Consider the following 17135-nt stretch of genomic DNA (forward strand, 5'->3'; position numbering starts at 1 on the left):
CGTGTTTCTTACTCTCAATAGTTTCCGTGTTTATTTATCTTCGCACCGTCAGGATTGTCCATGAGCGCGTCTTCGGTTTTAACGGTCAGCGATGATCTGCCTCTGGTTACCGCGCGGCCCGTACACAGTGGCAAAGTGCGTTCGGTTTACTTCCTGCGTCCGGAGGATTCCCGACGCCTGATTGAGGAGCGGGGCTATGCGGTTGCGCCCCATAGCGATCTCGCGATCATGGTGATCTCTGACCGCCTGTCCGCCTTTGACTGCCTGTGGCGAAGTCACAATTACCATGGCGTACCCGCTAAGGGCGCTGCCTTGAATGCCATTGCAGCGCATTGGTTCTCGACCTTTGATGCCCAGGGCCTGACGCCGCATCATCTTCTGGAGATGCCACACCCCATGGTGTGGATTGTCCGGCAAGCGAGACCGGTCATGATCGAGGCGATTGCGCGGCGCTACATCACCGGCTCCCTCTGGCGGGCTTACGCCCGGGGCGAGCGCCTCGTCGGAGGGGTCAGGCTCTCCGACGGCCTGGAGCAGTTCCAGCGCCTGCCTGAGCTGCTGTTTACGCCGTCGACCAAGGGAGTCATTCGCAATGTGCCCGGAGTGCCGGAAACCGATGATGCGCCCCTCGCCCCGGCGGTGCTGCGCGAGCACCACAAGGCTTTTGCCTTGCATGACGAGGGCCAGCTGGATGCCTGCGTGAGTGCCCTGCATTCGGGTTTTGAGGTTATCGAGGACAGTTTGGCGGCCAGGGGTGACTTACTCGTTGATACCAAGTTTGAATTTGGCATCGCGCCGTCGCGGTCCGGCGGTGAGGAGCTCATCTACATGGACGAGGTGGGTACGCCGGATTCCTCGCGCATCTGGCGACGTGACGATTGGGAAGCCGGTCACCCCCGTGAGCACAGCAAAGAGCAGTTCCGCGACGCTCTCTTGTCCTGGGTAGATGACCGGGAGCTGCTTCTGGATTCCCGGCGGATGGAGGAGCGCGCTATCTACGCCCGAAACCACGCTGTTCCCGATGAGTTCTTTCTTGATTTGTCGAACACTTATGTTGCCCAGGCGGAAAACATTCTGGGTGCGTCCCTGCCGGTGATCGATCGGCCCCGGGACGCGATGCTGGATCTACTGAACGAGCAGTTTGGCCTGGTGCGCTAAACCGTGTTGCCCGTGGACCCTCTGTTCCTGCTGGTAAGCGTGCCCGCAGCGCTGCTTTACGGTGTGGCCAAGGGCGGATTTGGCGGCGCCGTCGCGATCCTCGCTGTCCCCCTCATGGCGCTGGTGATGCCCCCGGCGCAAGCGGCGGCTATTCTGCTGCCCGTGCTTGTCGTTATGGATATGGTGGTTGTGTACAGCTACCGGGGACAGTTCGATGCGCTGGCCCTGCGCCTGCTGATTCCCGGTGCCTTGCTGGGCCTGCTTGCGGGATATCTTCTGGCAGATGCGGTCAACGACGCCATGATGCGCTTGCTCGTGGGCCTCGTGGCCCTGGTCTTTGGCCTGCAGAATCTCCTGGGATGGCTGTCGTCTCTGGGCAAATCGCACAACCCTGTGGCGGCTACGCTCATCGGGGCCTTGTCGGGGTTTACCAGCTTCAGCATTCATGCAGGGGGGCCGCCCTTCGCGATGTATCTGCTCCCCAAGCGTCTGCCGCCGTTGATTTACGCCGGAACCGGTGGCCTCTTTTTTGCCGTGGTGAATCTCGTCAAGCTCCCGGCCTATTACGCTCTGGGGCAGTTTGGTACGGAGAATCTCTGGTACTCCCTGGCGCTGGTGCCCGTCGCTCCGATCGGCGTCTTCCTGGGTCGCAGGCTTGTGCAAATGTCGAACCCCCAGCTGTATTACCGGATTGTCTCGGCGTTTCTGGTAGTCGTGGGCATCAAGCTGATCTTTGATGGCTATCAGGGGTTTTAGTGCGGAGCAGGGGAGCTGCTCCGAGCCTCTGGCTGTTGTGGCCGTAAAGGGCGAGATATACTTTCCCCCTCAATCCATGGATCAAAAGAGCGCAGTCATCTATGCCGGATAGCACCCAGGACAATACGCAGGACAATCTTCGCTACATCAAGCTCACGGATACTGTAGCGGCGTCGCCGCAGATCACCGCTGACGACATGTCTGCCGTTGCAGCCGCCGGCTACAAAATCGTCATCAACAATCGTCCCGATGGCGAGGCCATGGGGCAGCCCACCTCGGAGGAATTGCGTCAGGCGGCGGAGGCGGCAGGCCTGGAGTATCACTATTATCCCTTGAATGCCTTTAACTATCCCGGTGATGACCTGTCTGCCATGGCAGCGCTTTTCGATGATCCGAGGGGTGTCTTTGCTTTTTGCCGAAGCGGGACCCGGTCAAGCAATCTGTGGATAAGCAGTCGAAGCGGCGACGCGCAGGGTCAGGCGCGCCAGCATGCCCAGCAGCTGGGCTTTGATGTATCCATGTCTATGGCGTAGCCCATAGGCATGTTTGTGACGACGTATCCATGCCAGAGCGCGTCTCGGCGTTTTTCGGCCGCGCTTGCAAAATTATCGTAAGGGAAAGATTTATGAAGCAGCCTTTCAAACGACACTTGATCTCCATGGGCCTGGCAACGGGTTTAGTGCTCTCGCAGCTTTCTCACGCTGACACCTTAAGTGAGGCGATCGCGGAAGACTACGAAAGCCACCTGGAAGAGCTGTTTGTTTACTTCCATCAAAATCCTGAGCTGTCCTTTCAGGAGACGAAAACCGCCGCACGCCTCGCTGCGGAGCTCCGGGAAACGGGCTTTGAGGTCACCGAGGGTGTTGGGGGTACGGGTCTGGTGGCTATTTTAGAGAATGGTCCGGGGCCTCTTGTCATGATGCGGGCAGACATGGATGGCCTGCCCGTGGAAGAGAAGAGTGGCCTCGAGTACGCGTCCAGGGCGAAGCAGACTGATCCCGACGGCAATGAAGTCTTTGTCATGCATGCCTGTGGCCACGATGTGCATATTACGAGTCTCGTGGGCACCGCCCGACAGATGATGGCTCGTCGTGATGACTGGTCCGGCACCCTGATGCTTATCGGACAGCCCGCCGAGGAGCGCATCTCCGGTGCGGAAGCTATGATGGAAGACAATCTCTGGGAGCGTTTTGGTCAGCCCGACATGGCGATGGCCTTTCACGTGACGTCCTCTATACCGACGGGCAAGTTGTCTGCAGCGATGGGGGCGGCGTACTCCGGGGGTGATACCGTCGAAATCGTTGTTCACGGAGTTGGCGCTCACGGCGCCTCTCCGCATACGGGGGTTGATCCCGTGGTGCTTGGCTCGCAAATCGTGCTGGCGCTGCAGACGGTGGTCAGCCGCACGCTGCCGCCGCGGGATGCCGGCGTGATAACCGTCGGGGCTTTTCATGCGGGCACCAAGAACAACATTATCTCTGACCGCGCGGTCCTCAAGTTGACCGTTCGAAATGACGACCCCGAAACCCGCGAGCTTCTTCTCGACGGTATTCGCCGCGTAGCGGTCAACATGGGACGCGTTGCGGGTTTGCCTGACGATAAGTTGCCCGAGGTGATTGTCTCTGATGAGTCTGTGCCGGTGACCGCGAATGACCTCGCCATGACTGAGCGCCTTCGCGGCGTCTGGCAATCGCGCTTTGGCAGCGACGTGCTCTGGGACGAAAAGAGAAAGGGTATGGGGTCGGAAGATTTCCCATTTTTCACGACGGATCCTTATATTCCCAGCACCTATTTCGCCGTAGGGGGTACGCCCCCGGAAGCTTTCAGCGCCGCAGCCGCCGGGGGGGAGCCCGTGCCGTCGCATCACTCGCCATTGTTCAAGATAGCGCCGGAACCCGCGGTCACCCTGGGTGTGGAGGCAACCGTGGTGGGCCTTATGGAGCTTATGGGCAAATGACGGTCCCCATTCGACCCGCGAGTACGGTTGTGCTGCTCCGCGACGGCGATGAGGGGCTAGAGGTGTTGATGGTCCGCAGAAATCGCGCCCTGGCCTTTGCCGGCGGTTTCTGGGTGTTCCCGGGTGGCGCTGTGGATGCCGCCGATCTTGCCCAGGGGGGTGACGATCCCGATGAGGCAGCGCGTTACGCTGCGGCGCGAGAAGCCGAAGAAGAGGCGGGCGTGTCTCCGGACCCCGACGCCATGGTCCTGATTAGTCATTGGACGACACCCGTGGGTGAGCGCAAACGGTTTTCCACCTGGATCTTTGCCGGCGAGGTGCCATCGGATTCGGAAGTGGTCATCGACAATAGCGAGATTCACGACTACCAGTGGATTGGTGTGAGGCAGGCTTTGGAGACGCACAAAGCGGGAGACTTGCCGATGATGCCGCCAACTTTTATCACGCTTTGTGCCATGGCGCGCTACGAGACCGCAGCCGAAGCTCTTGCAGGGGAGAAGGAGACGCCCTGTCCGAGGGTGCTGCCGTTGCTCGTGCCTATCAAGAGCGATGGCGAGGGTGATGGCAAAGGCGAGGGTAAGGTCGAGGGTGGATTTGCAACGCTCTACCCGGGCGATGTCGCCTACGACAATGGTGATCTGAGCCTGGACGGTCCCCGCCACCGTGCCTTCATGTCCAACGCCAGCTGGCAATACCAATACGTTGACGTCACCGAGCCACCTTTGTATCCCCAGGACTAACGCCGTGCCCTCCATTCGAACCCAAGACCCAGCGAGTGCTGAACCGCCAGATCATGTGCTCTGGGACCTACCCGTACGTCTGATTCACTGGCTCATAGCCTTACTCCTGCCTGCAAGCTGGTGGACGGCGGAGGAGGGGTATCAGGAGGTGCATCAGTGGCTGGGACTGACGCTGCTCGTCGCTGTTGTGACTCGTCTGTGTTGGGGTCTCGTGGGTTCTCCCCAGTCCCGCTTCCGTGACTTTGTGCGGGGGCCCTCGACAGTGCTGGCGTATTTTCGGGGCGAACCCAGTCCGACGCCGGGACACAATCCCGCGGGGGGATGGTCTGCCATGGTCCTGTGGCTGTTACTTCTGGCGCAGGCGCTGACGGGTACGGTTAATTCTGATGACGTTCTGTATACGGGACCGTTCTACTACGTATTCGATAGCGGCGTGAGCGATTTTCTAGCCTCCTATCATGAGACGATTTTTAATGTGCTGCTGGGCTTTATCGCCCTGCATGTGCTGTCCGTGATTTATCATGAGCGTTTGCGGAAGGAACGGCTCCTCAAGCCTATGGTCCTCGGTAAAACCGAGGGCCGCACGGGCACCGGGCCTGCGCAGCCGGCGTACAAGGCACTGGTCATCGCGATATTGCTTGGTGGAATGCTTTTTGCGCTGCTTGAGTTAGCGCCTGCGCCGCCCGTCTCAGAGTACTACTGGTAGCGCATCTCTTTGCTTTTCCTGTTCTTTTTGTGCTTAACAAAGGCCGTAAACACGCTTGCCAAAACGCAGTGGCTCATTGGTGTTCGGGCTTTCCTCTATTGATGCGGGTTAAGCCATAACTGGGGTTCGGAACGCCGAATGTGATCGCTCGATGCTTTTGCAAGGGCATGCTAGCGCCGATATACGATGATGTCGCCTAACACCTCAGACTGTGTGAAAACTTCTCACCGAGATATGATTCAACTTTCTCGCTGAAGAGTTGCTGCCATGAGTGGATTCATCGAGGGCGAAAGCCGATCACAGGCCACGCTGTTTCCTGAACGCATTGACGATTACATCGCAGAAGAGAACGCGGTTCGCGTCATCGACGTGTTCGTCGATGAGCTGGACCTCTCCGGTTTGGGTTTCAAAACAATTCCCGCCGTCACGGGTCGACCCGCCTATAACCCGGCGATGATGCTGAAGCTCTATATCTACGGTTACCTCAATCGCATCCAATCGTCTCGCCGGTTAGAGCGCGAGGCCGGGCGCAATGTCGAGTTGATGTGGTTAACGGGCAGACTGACGCCGGACTTCAAAACCATCGCTGACTTTCGCAAGAACAACGGTGAAGCCATTCGCCTGGTGTGTCGAGAGTTCGTCATGTTGTGCCGCAAGCTCAATTTATTCAGCGATGCCTTTGTGGCGATTGATGGCAGCAAGTTCAAAGCGGTGAACAACCGCAATCGCAACTTCAGCAAAGCCAAGATCAAGAGACGCCTGGAGCAGATCGACGACAGCATCGCCCGCTATCTGGATCAGATCGCCAGCGCCGACCGGCGCGACAGTGAGGCCAGTCACACCAAGACCGATCGACTGGAAAGTAAAATCGCGGCGCTCAAGGAGGAGATTCAGGCACTAAAAAAGCTGGAGGTCCGGATGCTGGCAACACCGGACCAACAGATATCCCTGACTGATCCTGACGCCCGCGTAATGTCCACCGCAGCGCGCAGCAAAGCGATTGTCGGCTACAACGTACAGGCCGCTGTGGATACAGAGCACCATTTAATCGTAGCCCACGAAGTCACCAACATCGGTCACGACCGTTCGCAATTGGCCAACATGGCGCTCCAAGCCAAAGAAGCGACCGACCGCGAGGACCTGTCGGTACTGGCGGACCGCGGTTACTTTAGTGGGGCCGAGATATTGGCCTGCGAGAACGCTGGCATTACGACCTACGTGCCCAAGACTCAAACCTCGAACAACCAGGCCAAAGGACTGTTTGCTCGAGCAGACTTTGTCTACCAGCCGGAAGACGACGAATACGAATGTCCTGCCGGCGAGCGATTGATCTATCGGTTCACAGATAACTCAAAAGAGCATTCGATGCGTCGTTACTGGTCGTCGGCCTGCCCGCAGTGCGAGCTAAAGCCAAAATGCACGACGGGCAAGGAACGCCGTATGGGTCGCTGGGAACATGAAGAGATACTGGAGGCGATGGAGGATCGGGTGGACCGTCTGTCGAACTGCATGCGCATTCGCGGCAGCACGGTGGAACACCCGTTTGGCACGATCAAGTCCTGGTTGGGGCCGACGCACTTCCAGATGAAGACGCTCAAACACGTCAGCACGGAGATGAGCCTGCATGTCCTGTCCTACAACCCCAAACGGATGTTGCAGATGTTTGGTGTTGTGCCGCTGATGGCGGCGATAAGGGGCTAAGCAGCCTCATTTTGCGCCTAGAAATCTATAATCTGAGGCCGCGTGTGCGCGATTCTGAGCGACGCGCTTTGAAAACCGAATAACTGCCAAGGAAATCTGCGACGCCGCAAGGGCCTCTCAGTGAGTCGAGCGGATCTGCTGTGCGCAGCAAATCGGTGCGAGAAGTACCGAGGCGAGTTTTGACACAGTCTGACCTCAAAGCGGCCAATTTTTGACCCCCAGTAATCCACCAATGTACCGTGTAGTCACCACGACACACACGGACGTTCCAGTCATGACCAATACCAGACGCCTGTTAAGCCTACTGCTTCTTGTTGTAGCAATATCGCTGCCCTCTGGGGAGGTATATGCCAAAGACTCTGTGAGCGAATTTGGGTCGACACTATGCAGAAGGATGTCGAAAGCTAATGTCACAGGCAAGAACATTGTTCAAGTAATGAAAGATGTACTGCTCCAGTACACAGGCATCAGCAAATCTGACCCAGACTACATGGACCAGATTATTGCCTTCTACAACGAGAACCAGAACGAATTTATCTGTAGAGGCAAGGTCGACTCTACAACACGAGAATCGGAACACATTTTCAAGCGTGCAGCGGCACTCTCTATCCATAGCAAGGTGCTCTACGGCTTCTTTCTGAACAATGAACATACACAAGTAAACGCTGTTGAGTATCTAGTACCTGACCCCGACGCTCCAGACTATTCCACCTCGATAGCAAAACTGATTCATGCCCCATGGGGCACAGGAGAGCCAGAGACTTTTCTCGACTATCTCGATAAGGTGCTGGCTGACCCCGAGGCTGACAAAAGATATGTGGTTTCAGACATCAAAGCACTTAGAGAAATGCTTATTGACTATTTCGGAGCCAAGACCGCTGATGAGTTGATTGCCGAGGGCAAGCTACAGCCGTAGAAGTTTAGCCTGCCTCGAAGCCCCCTAGTAGGCGGAAGCGGTCTTTGGCGATGTTGCAAAACATTTCAAGTGGGGCGTTGGCTCACCTCGGTTTTGCTTATTCTCGACCGCCGCTATTCGCCAAGAGTTGCTACCACAACGTGTTCTGTTGCTGAGGTAGGCCATCCACAAGCGAGCGAAACTCATCACCAAACTGATGGCACCTCAGGCTCCAAACGTTGCGCATCGTATCGGAACTCATCGTATCTTCTAGCTGGCGCAACATACCCTCCCAGTAAAACCGGTCGAGCCGCCCTTGTTGATACTGGTAGTAGGCCTCCTCGTAGAGTTTCAGACCGCCGACCAAGTAGGACACCGCTTGAATTTTTTCGACAGGGTCAAGCGTAGCGTATCCATCAAGCCCCTTAACCACTATGGCGGCGAGATCCGGCTCAGACAATGACGACAACATATTGCGGTAGGCGTTGTTGATCTCATGCACTGATGCCACGCGGCGCTCGTGGTTTTGTGTTCGAACTTGAATACCCAGGAATACGAGCGAGGTAACCACCGCTAAGGCCCCAATGCTATCTACAAGAGTCGAAATCATTTCCCAGTTCATACGCAAAAGCCCAGCCTTTCTGACATCAGAAATGCACATTATTGATTGAGGTCATAGGGGCGCACCAACATTCATGCCGCACCCAATTTAAGGCTGTGCACGTTCGGCGGGGCAAATAAATGCGCTCCAAAAAAGGCCGCGAAGTGCGGCCTTTCTGCTCATGTAGCGGTAGCTCATCGCTAGGTGCTAGTAGAGGTAGTCTTTCGCCTTGTACTCGTCGTGACAGGCTTTACAGGTTCCACCGGTATCCTTGATAGCACCGCCGATCGCTCCCCGGTCACCACTTTTAGCGGCCGCAAGAAGATCCTTGGAAGCGGACTGCAGCGCCGCATACTTCTCCAGAAAGTCGTCGGTGTTTTCCCAGATTTCGGGCTTGGCACGCGTCGTGCCCTTATCGGAGCCGGGGCCAAAGGCGCGGGCCACATCAACGCTGGCGACCGCGGCAAAGTCCTCGGCGAGAGCGAGCATCTTGTCGTCATCCCAGGGCATATCGCCCTTGACCATTGCAGCCATAGGGCCGAAGTTCATGGCAATCAGGGTGAAATAGGACTGGCGATAAGACTGCATCGCTTCTTCTTTGACCAGATGGGACAAAGCCAGGGGTGCTGCGCTCAGGGTAGCGACTGCCAAACCCGTGGCCAGCAGCTTTTTAGAGACAAGATTCTTGAAAAAAAGGTTTTTCGACATGGATATTCTCCTGGGCGATGTCCGCAATGACAGTGTGGAACTTTAATAAAACCTTAAACCGACTACTTCTGCAAGGGCCGGCATAGCCCTAATGAGAGCATCAGCGGAATACCGCCTGATCGCCCAGGGCCTGATCCCCGGCGCCGGCAAGCTGAGCGCGGTAACTGTCTTCGAGGGTGATAGTGCCAAACTCTGGCGTTGCGTCGGCATCATAGGCTTCCTGGTCTTTGTCCCAGTGGAGCATGGACTCTGTGGCGTAGTAGTGGCCGATGCGTACAAATTCGGCTTTGTCAGCAATTCCCTTGGAAAAGCGACCGGGGATGTCGAGAAGCGCCGCGATTCCCCGAAGTAACTTTGGACTAACGCATTTCGTTCGCAGGGGTTGCCCCGTGAGCCGTGAAAGCAACTGTGCCTGCTCGAGCGGCGATATGGCGGGGCCGGGCCCCCCGATTTCCTGAACACCCTTCAGGGCATCTGACTCCAGGGTAAGCCGGATAAAGTGCGCCAGATCGGCCTCCGCAATGGGTTTGCAGCGCGTGAGCGTTCCATCGCCAAACATCAGAAAGGGCTTGCCACGACTTACCCGTTGCAGCTGGCCGCTTAGGGATTTAAAGAAGGCCGTCGCCCGCACACTGCTAAAAGACAAGCCCGAGGCGGCGAGTTCCGACTCAAAACGCAGTTTGGCAAACTGAAAGGCCAGCCTGGGTTTTTGCACACAGATCGCGGAGAGTAAGGTGAAGTGCTTCACCTCGGACTTCACCGCCCACTGCAATAAGTAGTGATTGGCCAGGTAATCGATCTGGTGACTGTCAGCAACGCCGCCGCTGCGACTGGCGATGCAGGATACCAGGACGTCGACCCGATACTCCTGGAGAGCACGGTCAAGATTTTCGGGATCCTGCAGATCGGCTGCCAGTAAATGAAGGCTGCCCGTTTCACAGTCTGAAGCGAAAGCCCGCAGCGTGTCGCAGGCCTCACTGGAGACATCCCGAACCGGGCAGATCAGGTCGTAGTCGTTTGTCAGCAACTCCCGGGCGACTCGAGAGCCGATATAGCCGGTGGCGCCGGCGAGAAGAACCCTTTGCTTCAGGGCTCTAGCGCCCCAGCATCGTGCGCGCAACCCAGTTCGCGCATGATTTCTGATGAAACCACCATAGATACGCTGGATGCGAGCGTCCGTGTAAAAACGCGAAATCGGGTACTCCACCGTATAGCCGTAACCACCAAAAAGCTGCAGACAATCGTCGATGGTGCTGCACTGCATCTCGCAGGACGCGAGCTTCAGCATCGCCGCTTTATCGGCGGTTAAAGCACCCTGGGCATACTCATCTGCACACTGCTCGTAGAGCGCGCGGCTAAGACCGATCTGGGTTTTAACGTCCGCAAGCTTGAAACGCGTGTTCTGGAACTCACCAATGCTCTGGCCAAAGGCTTTGCGTTCCTTTACGTAGTCCACAGTGATATCCAGTGCGCCCTCTGCGGCACCCACGGCCTGGGCCGCAATCCCGAGACGCTCCCGGGGCAGCTCCTCCATCATAATGACAAAGCCGCGGTTTTCTTCGCCCAGCAAAGCGTTGGCGGGGAGCCGGACATCCTGGAAAAACAGCTGCGCCGTATCAGAGGTGTGTTGACCAATTTTCTCGATCTTGCGGCTCTTCTCAAAGCCGGGGAGGGTGGTATCCACGAGGAGCAGCGAGGTGCCTTTCGCCCCCTTTCCGGGGTCCGTGATGGCCGCGACTACAACGATATCTGCATGGATGCCGTTGGTAATAAAGATTTTGGATCCGTTGAGTACCCACTCATCGCCATCGCGCACCGCGCTGGTGCGAATGCCCTGGACGTCAGATCCTGCACCGGGTTCCGTCATTGCCAGGGCGCCAAAAGCTTCGCCGCTGACCATCTTCGGCAGCCACTGCTGCTTTTGCTCCTCCGTGCCGTGGCGGCTGATATAAGGCGCCACGATATTGGAGTGAATGCCGTAACCCGTGGCGATACCGCCAAAACCCATGCGCGACAGTTCTTCAATGAGCATCAGCGTGACGTGCGGCGCGGTGCCCGCACCCCCGTAGGCCTCATCAACGTCGGGGCAGAGGAGACCTGCTGTGCCCATGGTGTTCCAGAATTCCCGGGGAACGAGATGGTCTTCTTCCCAGCTTTCGAAGTGAGGCGCGATTTCCTGTTCAAAAGCGCGGCGGGCCATATCGCGAAATAGAGTCATCTCATCGCTGGCAATGTCCATGTTCATGGTGCTGTTCCTCAAATACTGTGGCATTCAACCTACTTATTGTGGTGGATAGCCCCGGTGTGTGCAAGGAACAGGGTTCCTGGAACCCCCCACCTAATGGGTGCTTTCCCTAAGACGCTGCGGTGCTAAACTCCCGTCTCGGAATTTTCAGCGACATCACAATAACGGAGCAGATTCTATGCGTGAACATCTTAAGTTTTATATCAATGGTGAGTGGGTTGACCCCGCGGTCCCCAAGCCCTTCGACGTCATCGACCCGGCGCATGAGACCGTCTGTGCCCGTATTTCCCTAGGCTCCGAGGCGGATGTCGATCGCGCCGTCGCGGCGGCAAAGGCGGCGTTTGCGACCTACGGCATGAGCAGTAGAGAAGAACGCATCGCGCTCCTGGAGCGCTGCATTGAAGTCTATCAGTCGCGCTATCACGATATTGCCGAGGCCATTCGAATGGAAATGGGCGCGCCCAAGGGATTGGCAGAAACCGCTCAGGCACACACGGGGCTGGGGCATATGCAGCAGGCCCTCGACGTTCTTCGCAATTACGAGTTTGAGGAGGACCTCGGTCCTCACCGGATCATCAAGGAACCCATTGGTGTCTGCGGCATGATCACGCCGTGGAACTGGCCTGTGAATCAGATTGCCTGCAAGGTGGCTCCGGCACTGGCTGTGGGTTGCACCATCGTACTCAAGCCCAGCGAGATCGCGCCCCTGTCGGCACAGATCTGGGCTGAAGTCATGCACGAAGCCGGCGTGCCCGCGGGCGTCTTCAATATGGTGAACGGCGATGGACCTACCGTCGGAGCCGCCTTATCGAAGCATCCGGATGTGGACATGATGTCGTTTACCGGCTCCACGCGCGCTGGCACCCAGGTCGCCATGAACGCAGCGCCCACGGTGAAGCGTGTGACCCAGGAACTGGGCGGCAAGTCTCCCAACATCGTTCTTGACGATGCGGATTTGGAAGATGCGGTGACCCGCGGTTGCATGAGCATGTTCATGAACAGCGGTCAGTCCTGTAATGCACCGTCGCGTATGTTTGTACCCGCGGCTCGATTGGCCGAGGTAGAAGCCATCGCGCGGGGCGTGGCCGACGCCGTGGTCGTGGGCGACCCGGCCGAGGAGGGCACGCAGCTGGGCCCCGTGGTTTCCGAGGCGCAGTTCAATAAAATTCAGGGACTGATTCAGGCCGGCATTGACGAGGGCGCAACCCTGGTTGCCGGTGGGACAGGTCGTCCCGCTGGTCTGGAAGCGGGCTATTACGTCAAACCCACGGTTTTCTCCGGGGTGAACAACACCATGACTATCGCCCGGGAGGAGATTTTCGGACCGGTGCTGGCAATCCTCCCCTATGAGAGCGAGGAGGAAGCTATCGCCATGGCCAACGATACGCCCTATGGGCTGGCGGGCTATGTGCAGAGCGGGGATATCGAGCGCGCTCGCAGCGTGGGCCGCCGCATCCGCGCGGGTAATATCCATATCAACGGTGCTCCCGGCGGTTATGAAGTACCTTTTGGTGGCTTCAAACAATCCGGTAACGGACGGGAGTGGGGAGAGCACGGCTTCACGGATTACCTGGAAATCAAGGCGCTGGAGGGCTTTGCGGCCTGATGCCTGACTTTATTCTTGCGATCGATCAGGGCACGACGGGAAGCACCGTCGCCCTGGTCGACTCGCAGGGTCAGCTATGCGCCAGCGTGAACGTGGAGTTCGCGCAGGTTTTCCCGCGGCCCGGGTGGGTGGAACATCAGCCCGAAGCCATTTGGGCCTCCATTGAAAAAGCCCTCGCAAAGCTCCTGCGCAAAAAGCTCTGCAAGCCATCAGACATAGCGGCGGTAGGCATTACCAATCAGCGGGAAACCTCCGTACTCTGGGATCGACGGAGCGGGGAGGCCCTACACAACGCCATCGTCTGGCAATGTCGACGGACCGCAGATTTTTGCGATGAGCTGCGCCGCGCGGGCCACGAGACCCTCGTACGCAAGCGCAGTGGTCTTGTCCTGGATCCGTATTTCAGCGCCAGTAAGTTTCGCTGGCTCCTTCGTGAGGTACCCGCCGCCAGGCGGGCCCTCAAGGCCGGCGCTCTCGCCGCCGGCACCATGGACAGTTTTTTGCTCTGGCGCCTGACGGGCGGTGAGGAGCACGCCACGGATGTCAGCAATGCCGCCCGCACGTCCCTGATGAATCTGAAAACCCTGGATTGGGACGACGATCTCACGACACTCTTTGAAGTGCCCCGCGATATCCTGCCCGAGATACGACCGAGCAGCGGGGTGTTTGGGTACACGCGGGGTGTTCGCGGCCTGCCCGACGGTATTCCCATCGCCGGTATTGCCGGTGACCAGCAGGCGGCGCTCTTTGGTCAGGCCTGTTTTACCGCCGGCGACGCGAAGTGCACTTTTGGCACGGGCTCCTTTATCGTGATGAATACCGGTGGTGCCCGGATCGCCTCGAAGTCCGGCCTCCTGACCACCGTGGGCTGGCAGCTGAAAAACCAGGATCCTGTTTATGCCCTCGAGGGTGGTGCTTTTGTCTGCGGTGCCGCAGTGCAGTGGCTGCGCGATGGGCTGGGACTGGTCAGGCAGGCTTCGGATATCGAGGCCCTGGCGGCGACGGTTCCCGATCATGGCGGTGTGGAGTTTGTTCCCGCGCTGACGGGACTGGGCGCCCCTCACTGGGCGGCAGATGCCCGGGGGCTCATTACCGGTCTCACCCGGGGGAGTGAGCGGGGCCACATCGCCAGAGCGACCCTCGACGCCATGGCGTTGCAGAATGTGGATATCCTCAAGTGCATGGAGGCGGATCTTGGCAAGCGCATGCGTCCCCTGCGAGTGGATGGCGGGGCTGCCGCCAACGATCTGCTGATGCAGACCCAGGCGGATTACCTCGGCCGGAAACTGGTGCGGCCTCGCATCATCGAAACTACCGTGGCCGGGGCCAGCTACCTTGCCGGCCTGGGCGTGGGGCTGTGGCGCAATACTGCGGAGATCAAACGTATCTGGCAGCCTGAGCGGGAGTTTGCCGTAGGCATGACCGCGCCCCGGCGACGGAAGCGGCTGGCGAGTTGGCAGGCGGCTATTGATCAGACTCTTTTGGCAGACAAACGCAGATAAACGTCTTTAAGCGCAGCCAAGCAGCCCGCTGAACCTTTTTTTGACAAAAGTGAGTGTACCTTGAGCGAATTCAACCAACCCCTTTCGGGGAACGAGATGCCCCGTTTCGGCGGTATCGCCAGTATGTTTCGTCTGCCCGTGCAGCTGTCCGGCGAGGGACTGGATATTGCAGTGCTGGGAGTGCCCCTGGATTGTGGCACCAGTAATCGTGCAGGGTCCCGCTATGGACCCCGTCAAATTCGCGCAGAGTCCGTATTGGTGCGCCCCTATGGCATGGCAACAAGGGCAGCGCCCTTTGATTCCTTTCAGGTGGCGGATACCGGCGATGTAGCCCTCAATACCTACAACCTCGAAAAGTCCATCGCGATCATCGAAAAGCATTTTGACGGCGTGCTCGCCACCGGTGCAAAAACCCTGGCGATGGGCGGCGACCACACCATCACCCTGCCTATTCTTCGTGCCCAGGCAAAGATCCATGGCCCCTTGGCGGTGGTGCACGTGGATGCCCATGCAGATATGAATGACCACATGTTCGGCGAGGAGGTGACTCACGGTACGATTTTTCGGCGGGCCATCGAAGAGGGCCTCATCGATCCGCAGAAAATGGTGCAGATCGGGCTTCGTGCCACGGGCTATGCCGCCGATGATTTTGACTGGGCGCGCCAGCGGGGCGTCCGGGTCGTGCCGGCGGAAGAATGCTGGTATCAGTCCCTGGAGCCACTTATGCAGGAGGTCCGCGAACAGATCGGTGCGGACCATCCGGTGTATCTGAGCTTTGACATCGATGGGCTGGATCCATCGGTGGCGCCGGGAACGGGGACGCCGGAACCCGCGGGGCTTATGACCTCCCAGGGGCTGGAGATCATTCGCGGAGTCTTTGGAACCAACCTTGTGGGTGCAGATCTCGTCGAGGTCTCACCGCCCTACGACACGACCGGCAACACCTCGCTCCTCGCTGCAAATCTCATGTTCGAAATGCTGTGTAGTTTTCCCGGCTGTCAGCGACGGGATTGATGCGGTGACAAGCTTCTCCGGGACAAGGCTGTGTCCCGGAGAAGCCGGTTCGGTGCTGCGTTTCTCTGGTTCCGTGCCTCGGGGCTTATCAGAGCCCCCCCATGAGCATGTACTTGATTTCCACGTAGTCATCCATACCGTAGAGGGAGCCCTCGCGACCGGAACCGGATTCCTTGACGCCTCCAAAGGGCGCCATTTCGTTGGAGATGATGCCCTCGTTGATGCCCACGATGCCGTACTCCAGGGCTTCACCTACGCGCCATACGCGGCCAATGTCCCGGGTGTAAAAGTAAGACGCCAGACCAAACTCCGTGTCGTTGGCCATTGCGATGACTTCTTCTTCCGTGTCGAAGCGCACGATGGGAGCAACGGGGCCGAAGATCTCGTTGCGGAACACGGCCATGCTGCTGTCGACTTCCGTGAGCACCGTGGGTTGGTAAAAGCTGCCACCAAGCTCGTGGGGGCCGCCTCCAAGAGCCACTTTAGCCCCACTGGCAATCGATGCCTGCACTAGTTCGTCCACGTCCACGGCAGCCTTGGCATTAACCAGGGGCCCGAGGGCGATTCCGTCCTCCATGCCATCGCCTACCTTCAATGAGCTGGCTTTCTCCACGAGCTTTTCGACGAAGGCATCGTAGATCGCACTCTGCACGAAAATACGGTTTGAGCAGACGCAGGTCTGTCCCGCATTACGGTATTTGGAAATCATGGCCCCTTCGACGGCGGAATCCAGATCGGCATCATCGAACACGATGAAGGGCGCGTTGCCGCCAAGTTCCATGGAGGTTTTTTTCATGGTGTCGGCACACTGGGCTTCCAGGACTTTGCCGATGGGTGTGGAGCCTGTGAAGGTCAGTTTGCGAACCGTGGCATTGGCGGTGAGTTCACCGCCGATTTCCCGGGCAGAACCGGCCACTACATTCAGAACGCCCGCGGGGATGCCGGCACGCTCGGCGAGCTCTGCCAATGCCAGGGCGCAGAGCGGGGTTTCACTCGCGGGTTTGATAACGATGGTGCATCCCGCGGCCAGGGCCGGTGCGGCCTTACGGGTAATCATGGCGATGGGGAAGTTCCAGGGCGTGATCGCCGCCACGACACCCACGGGCTGTTTAATGCAGACGATGCGTTTGTCCTCGCTGGGGCCCGGAATCACATCGCCGTAAAGTCGTTTGGCTTCTTCGCCGAACCATTCGACATAGGAGGCGCCGTAGGCCACCTCTCCCCGGGATTCCGCGAGGGGTTTGCCCTGCTCGGCAGTCATGAGAATGGCGAGGTCTTCCTGATGTTCCATAATCAGCTCAAACCAGCGGCGGAGAATCTGCGCGCGGCTTTTTGCGGGGAGGCGTTTCCAGTCGGCCATGGCCTTATCTGCCGCCTCGATGGCTCTGCGCGTCTCATTAACACCGACGCTGGCAATGCTGATGATTTCATCACCGCTGGCAGGATTGAGAATGCTCAAGGTCTTACCGTCGTCTGCCTGGGTCCACTGGCCGTTAATGTATGCGCCGTCGCGCAGTAAAGACATGTCCGAGAGCGGAAGTGTCAT

15 protein-coding genes are annotated in these 17135 nt (G+C 58.2%); 11 read left to right on the forward strand and 4 right to left on the reverse strand.

Annotated features, from left to right (window positions below; translation table 11 throughout):
- The first annotated feature begins 60 nt into the window (after nucleotides 1-60).
- The 8 genes from purC to KT71_RS08690 all read left to right on the forward strand — a co-directional run bounded on the left by purC (nucleotide 61) and on the right by KT71_RS08690 (nucleotide 7934).
- The gene (gene purC, locus KT71_RS08655) at nucleotides 61-1158 is read left to right on the forward strand and encodes a phosphoribosylaminoimidazolesuccinocarboxamide synthase (protein ID WP_008295800.1); all 1098 of its coding nucleotides are present in this window, start codon (nucleotides 61-63) and stop codon (nucleotides 1156-1158) included.
- A gap of 3 nt (nucleotides 1159-1161) precedes the next feature.
- Nucleotides 1162-1914, forward strand: a complete 753-nt coding sequence (locus tag KT71_RS08660) for a sulfite exporter TauE/SafE family protein (RefSeq protein WP_008295799.1) — start codon at nucleotides 1162-1164, stop codon at nucleotides 1912-1914.
- 101 nt (nucleotides 1915-2015) lie between these two features.
- On the forward strand, nucleotides 2016-2447 hold the full coding sequence (locus tag KT71_RS08665) for a protein tyrosine phosphatase family protein (protein ID WP_008295798.1): 432 nt from the start codon (nucleotides 2016-2018) through the stop codon (nucleotides 2445-2447).
- 92 nt (nucleotides 2448-2539) lie between these two features.
- Nucleotides 2540-3871 carry an amidohydrolase gene (locus KT71_RS08670; RefSeq protein ID WP_008295797.1) on the forward strand — a complete coding sequence of 444 codons (1332 nt, stop codon included), beginning with the start codon at nucleotides 2540-2542 and terminating at the stop codon, nucleotides 3869-3871.
- Nucleotides 3868-4611: an NUDIX hydrolase gene (locus KT71_RS08675; RefSeq protein WP_008295796.1), complete on the forward strand. Its 744-nt coding sequence runs from the start codon at nucleotides 3868-3870 to the stop codon at nucleotides 4609-4611. The genes KT71_RS08670 and KT71_RS08675 overlap by 4 nt, the downstream gene beginning before the upstream one ends.
- Nucleotides 4612-4615: 4 nt before the next feature.
- On the forward strand, nucleotides 4616-5317 hold the full coding sequence (locus KT71_RS08680; RefSeq protein WP_023659485.1) for a cytochrome b/b6 domain-containing protein: 702 nt from the start codon (nucleotides 4616-4618) through the stop codon (nucleotides 5315-5317).
- A gap of 267 nt (nucleotides 5318-5584) precedes the next feature.
- Nucleotides 5585-7018, forward strand: coding sequence for an IS1182 family transposase (locus tag KT71_RS08685; protein ID WP_008295794.1), 1434 nt, complete (start codon nucleotides 5585-5587; stop codon nucleotides 7016-7018).
- 274 nt (nucleotides 7019-7292) lie between these two features.
- Nucleotides 7293-7934, forward strand: a complete 642-nt coding sequence (locus KT71_RS08690; protein WP_023659486.1) for a hypothetical protein — start codon at nucleotides 7293-7295, stop codon at nucleotides 7932-7934.
- A 130-nt stretch (nucleotides 7935-8064) separates the two neighbouring features.
- On the opposite strand, the gene KT71_RS08695 is transcribed toward KT71_RS08690, so the two are convergent.
- The 3 genes from KT71_RS08695 to KT71_RS21280 all read right to left on the reverse strand — a co-directional run bounded on the left by KT71_RS08695 (nucleotide 8065) and on the right by KT71_RS21280 (nucleotide 11467).
- Nucleotides 8065-8535, reverse strand: a complete 471-nt coding sequence (locus KT71_RS08695; protein ID WP_008295792.1) for a hypothetical protein — start codon at nucleotides 8533-8535, stop codon at nucleotides 8065-8067.
- A gap of 186 nt (nucleotides 8536-8721) precedes the next feature.
- The gene (locus tag KT71_RS08700) at nucleotides 8722-9222 is read right to left on the reverse strand and encodes a c-type cytochrome (RefSeq protein ID WP_008295791.1); all 501 of its coding nucleotides are present in this window, start codon (nucleotides 9220-9222) and stop codon (nucleotides 8722-8724) included.
- A 100-nt stretch (nucleotides 9223-9322) separates the two neighbouring features.
- Complete coding sequence (locus KT71_RS21280) at nucleotides 9323-11467, reverse strand: acyl-CoA dehydrogenase family protein (protein ID WP_023659488.1); 2145 nt, start codon at nucleotides 11465-11467, stop codon at nucleotides 9323-9325.
- A gap of 178 nt (nucleotides 11468-11645) precedes the next feature.
- On the opposite strand from KT71_RS21280, the gene KT71_RS08715 reads away from it, so the two are divergent.
- From KT71_RS08715 to speB, 3 genes are read left to right on the forward strand one after another with little or no spacing between them, the layout of a single operon-like run.
- Complete coding sequence (locus KT71_RS08715; protein ID WP_008295788.1) at nucleotides 11646-13073, forward strand: aldehyde dehydrogenase family protein; 1428 nt, start codon at nucleotides 11646-11648, stop codon at nucleotides 13071-13073.
- The gene (gene glpK / locus KT71_RS08720; protein WP_008295787.1) at nucleotides 13073-14575 is read left to right on the forward strand and encodes a glycerol kinase GlpK; all 1503 of its coding nucleotides are present in this window, start codon (nucleotides 13073-13075) and stop codon (nucleotides 14573-14575) included. The genes KT71_RS08715 and glpK overlap by 1 nt, the downstream gene beginning before the upstream one ends.
- A gap of 60 nt (nucleotides 14576-14635) precedes the next feature.
- Nucleotides 14636-15589 (forward strand): agmatinase, encoded by a 954-nt coding sequence (gene speB / locus KT71_RS08725; protein ID WP_008295786.1) that lies wholly within the window; start codon nucleotides 14636-14638, stop codon nucleotides 15587-15589.
- An 88-nt stretch (nucleotides 15590-15677) separates the two neighbouring features.
- Here speB and KT71_RS08730 read toward each other — a convergent pair whose 3' ends face one another.
- Nucleotides 15678-17135 carry an NAD-dependent succinate-semialdehyde dehydrogenase gene (locus KT71_RS08730; protein ID WP_008295785.1) on the reverse strand — a complete coding sequence of 486 codons (1458 nt, stop codon included), beginning with the start codon at nucleotides 17133-17135 and terminating at the stop codon, nucleotides 15678-15680.

It is taken from the genome of Congregibacter litoralis KT71 (genome assembly GCF_000153125.2).
GTDB lineage: Bacteria > Pseudomonadota > Gammaproteobacteria > Pseudomonadales > Halieaceae > Congregibacter > Congregibacter litoralis.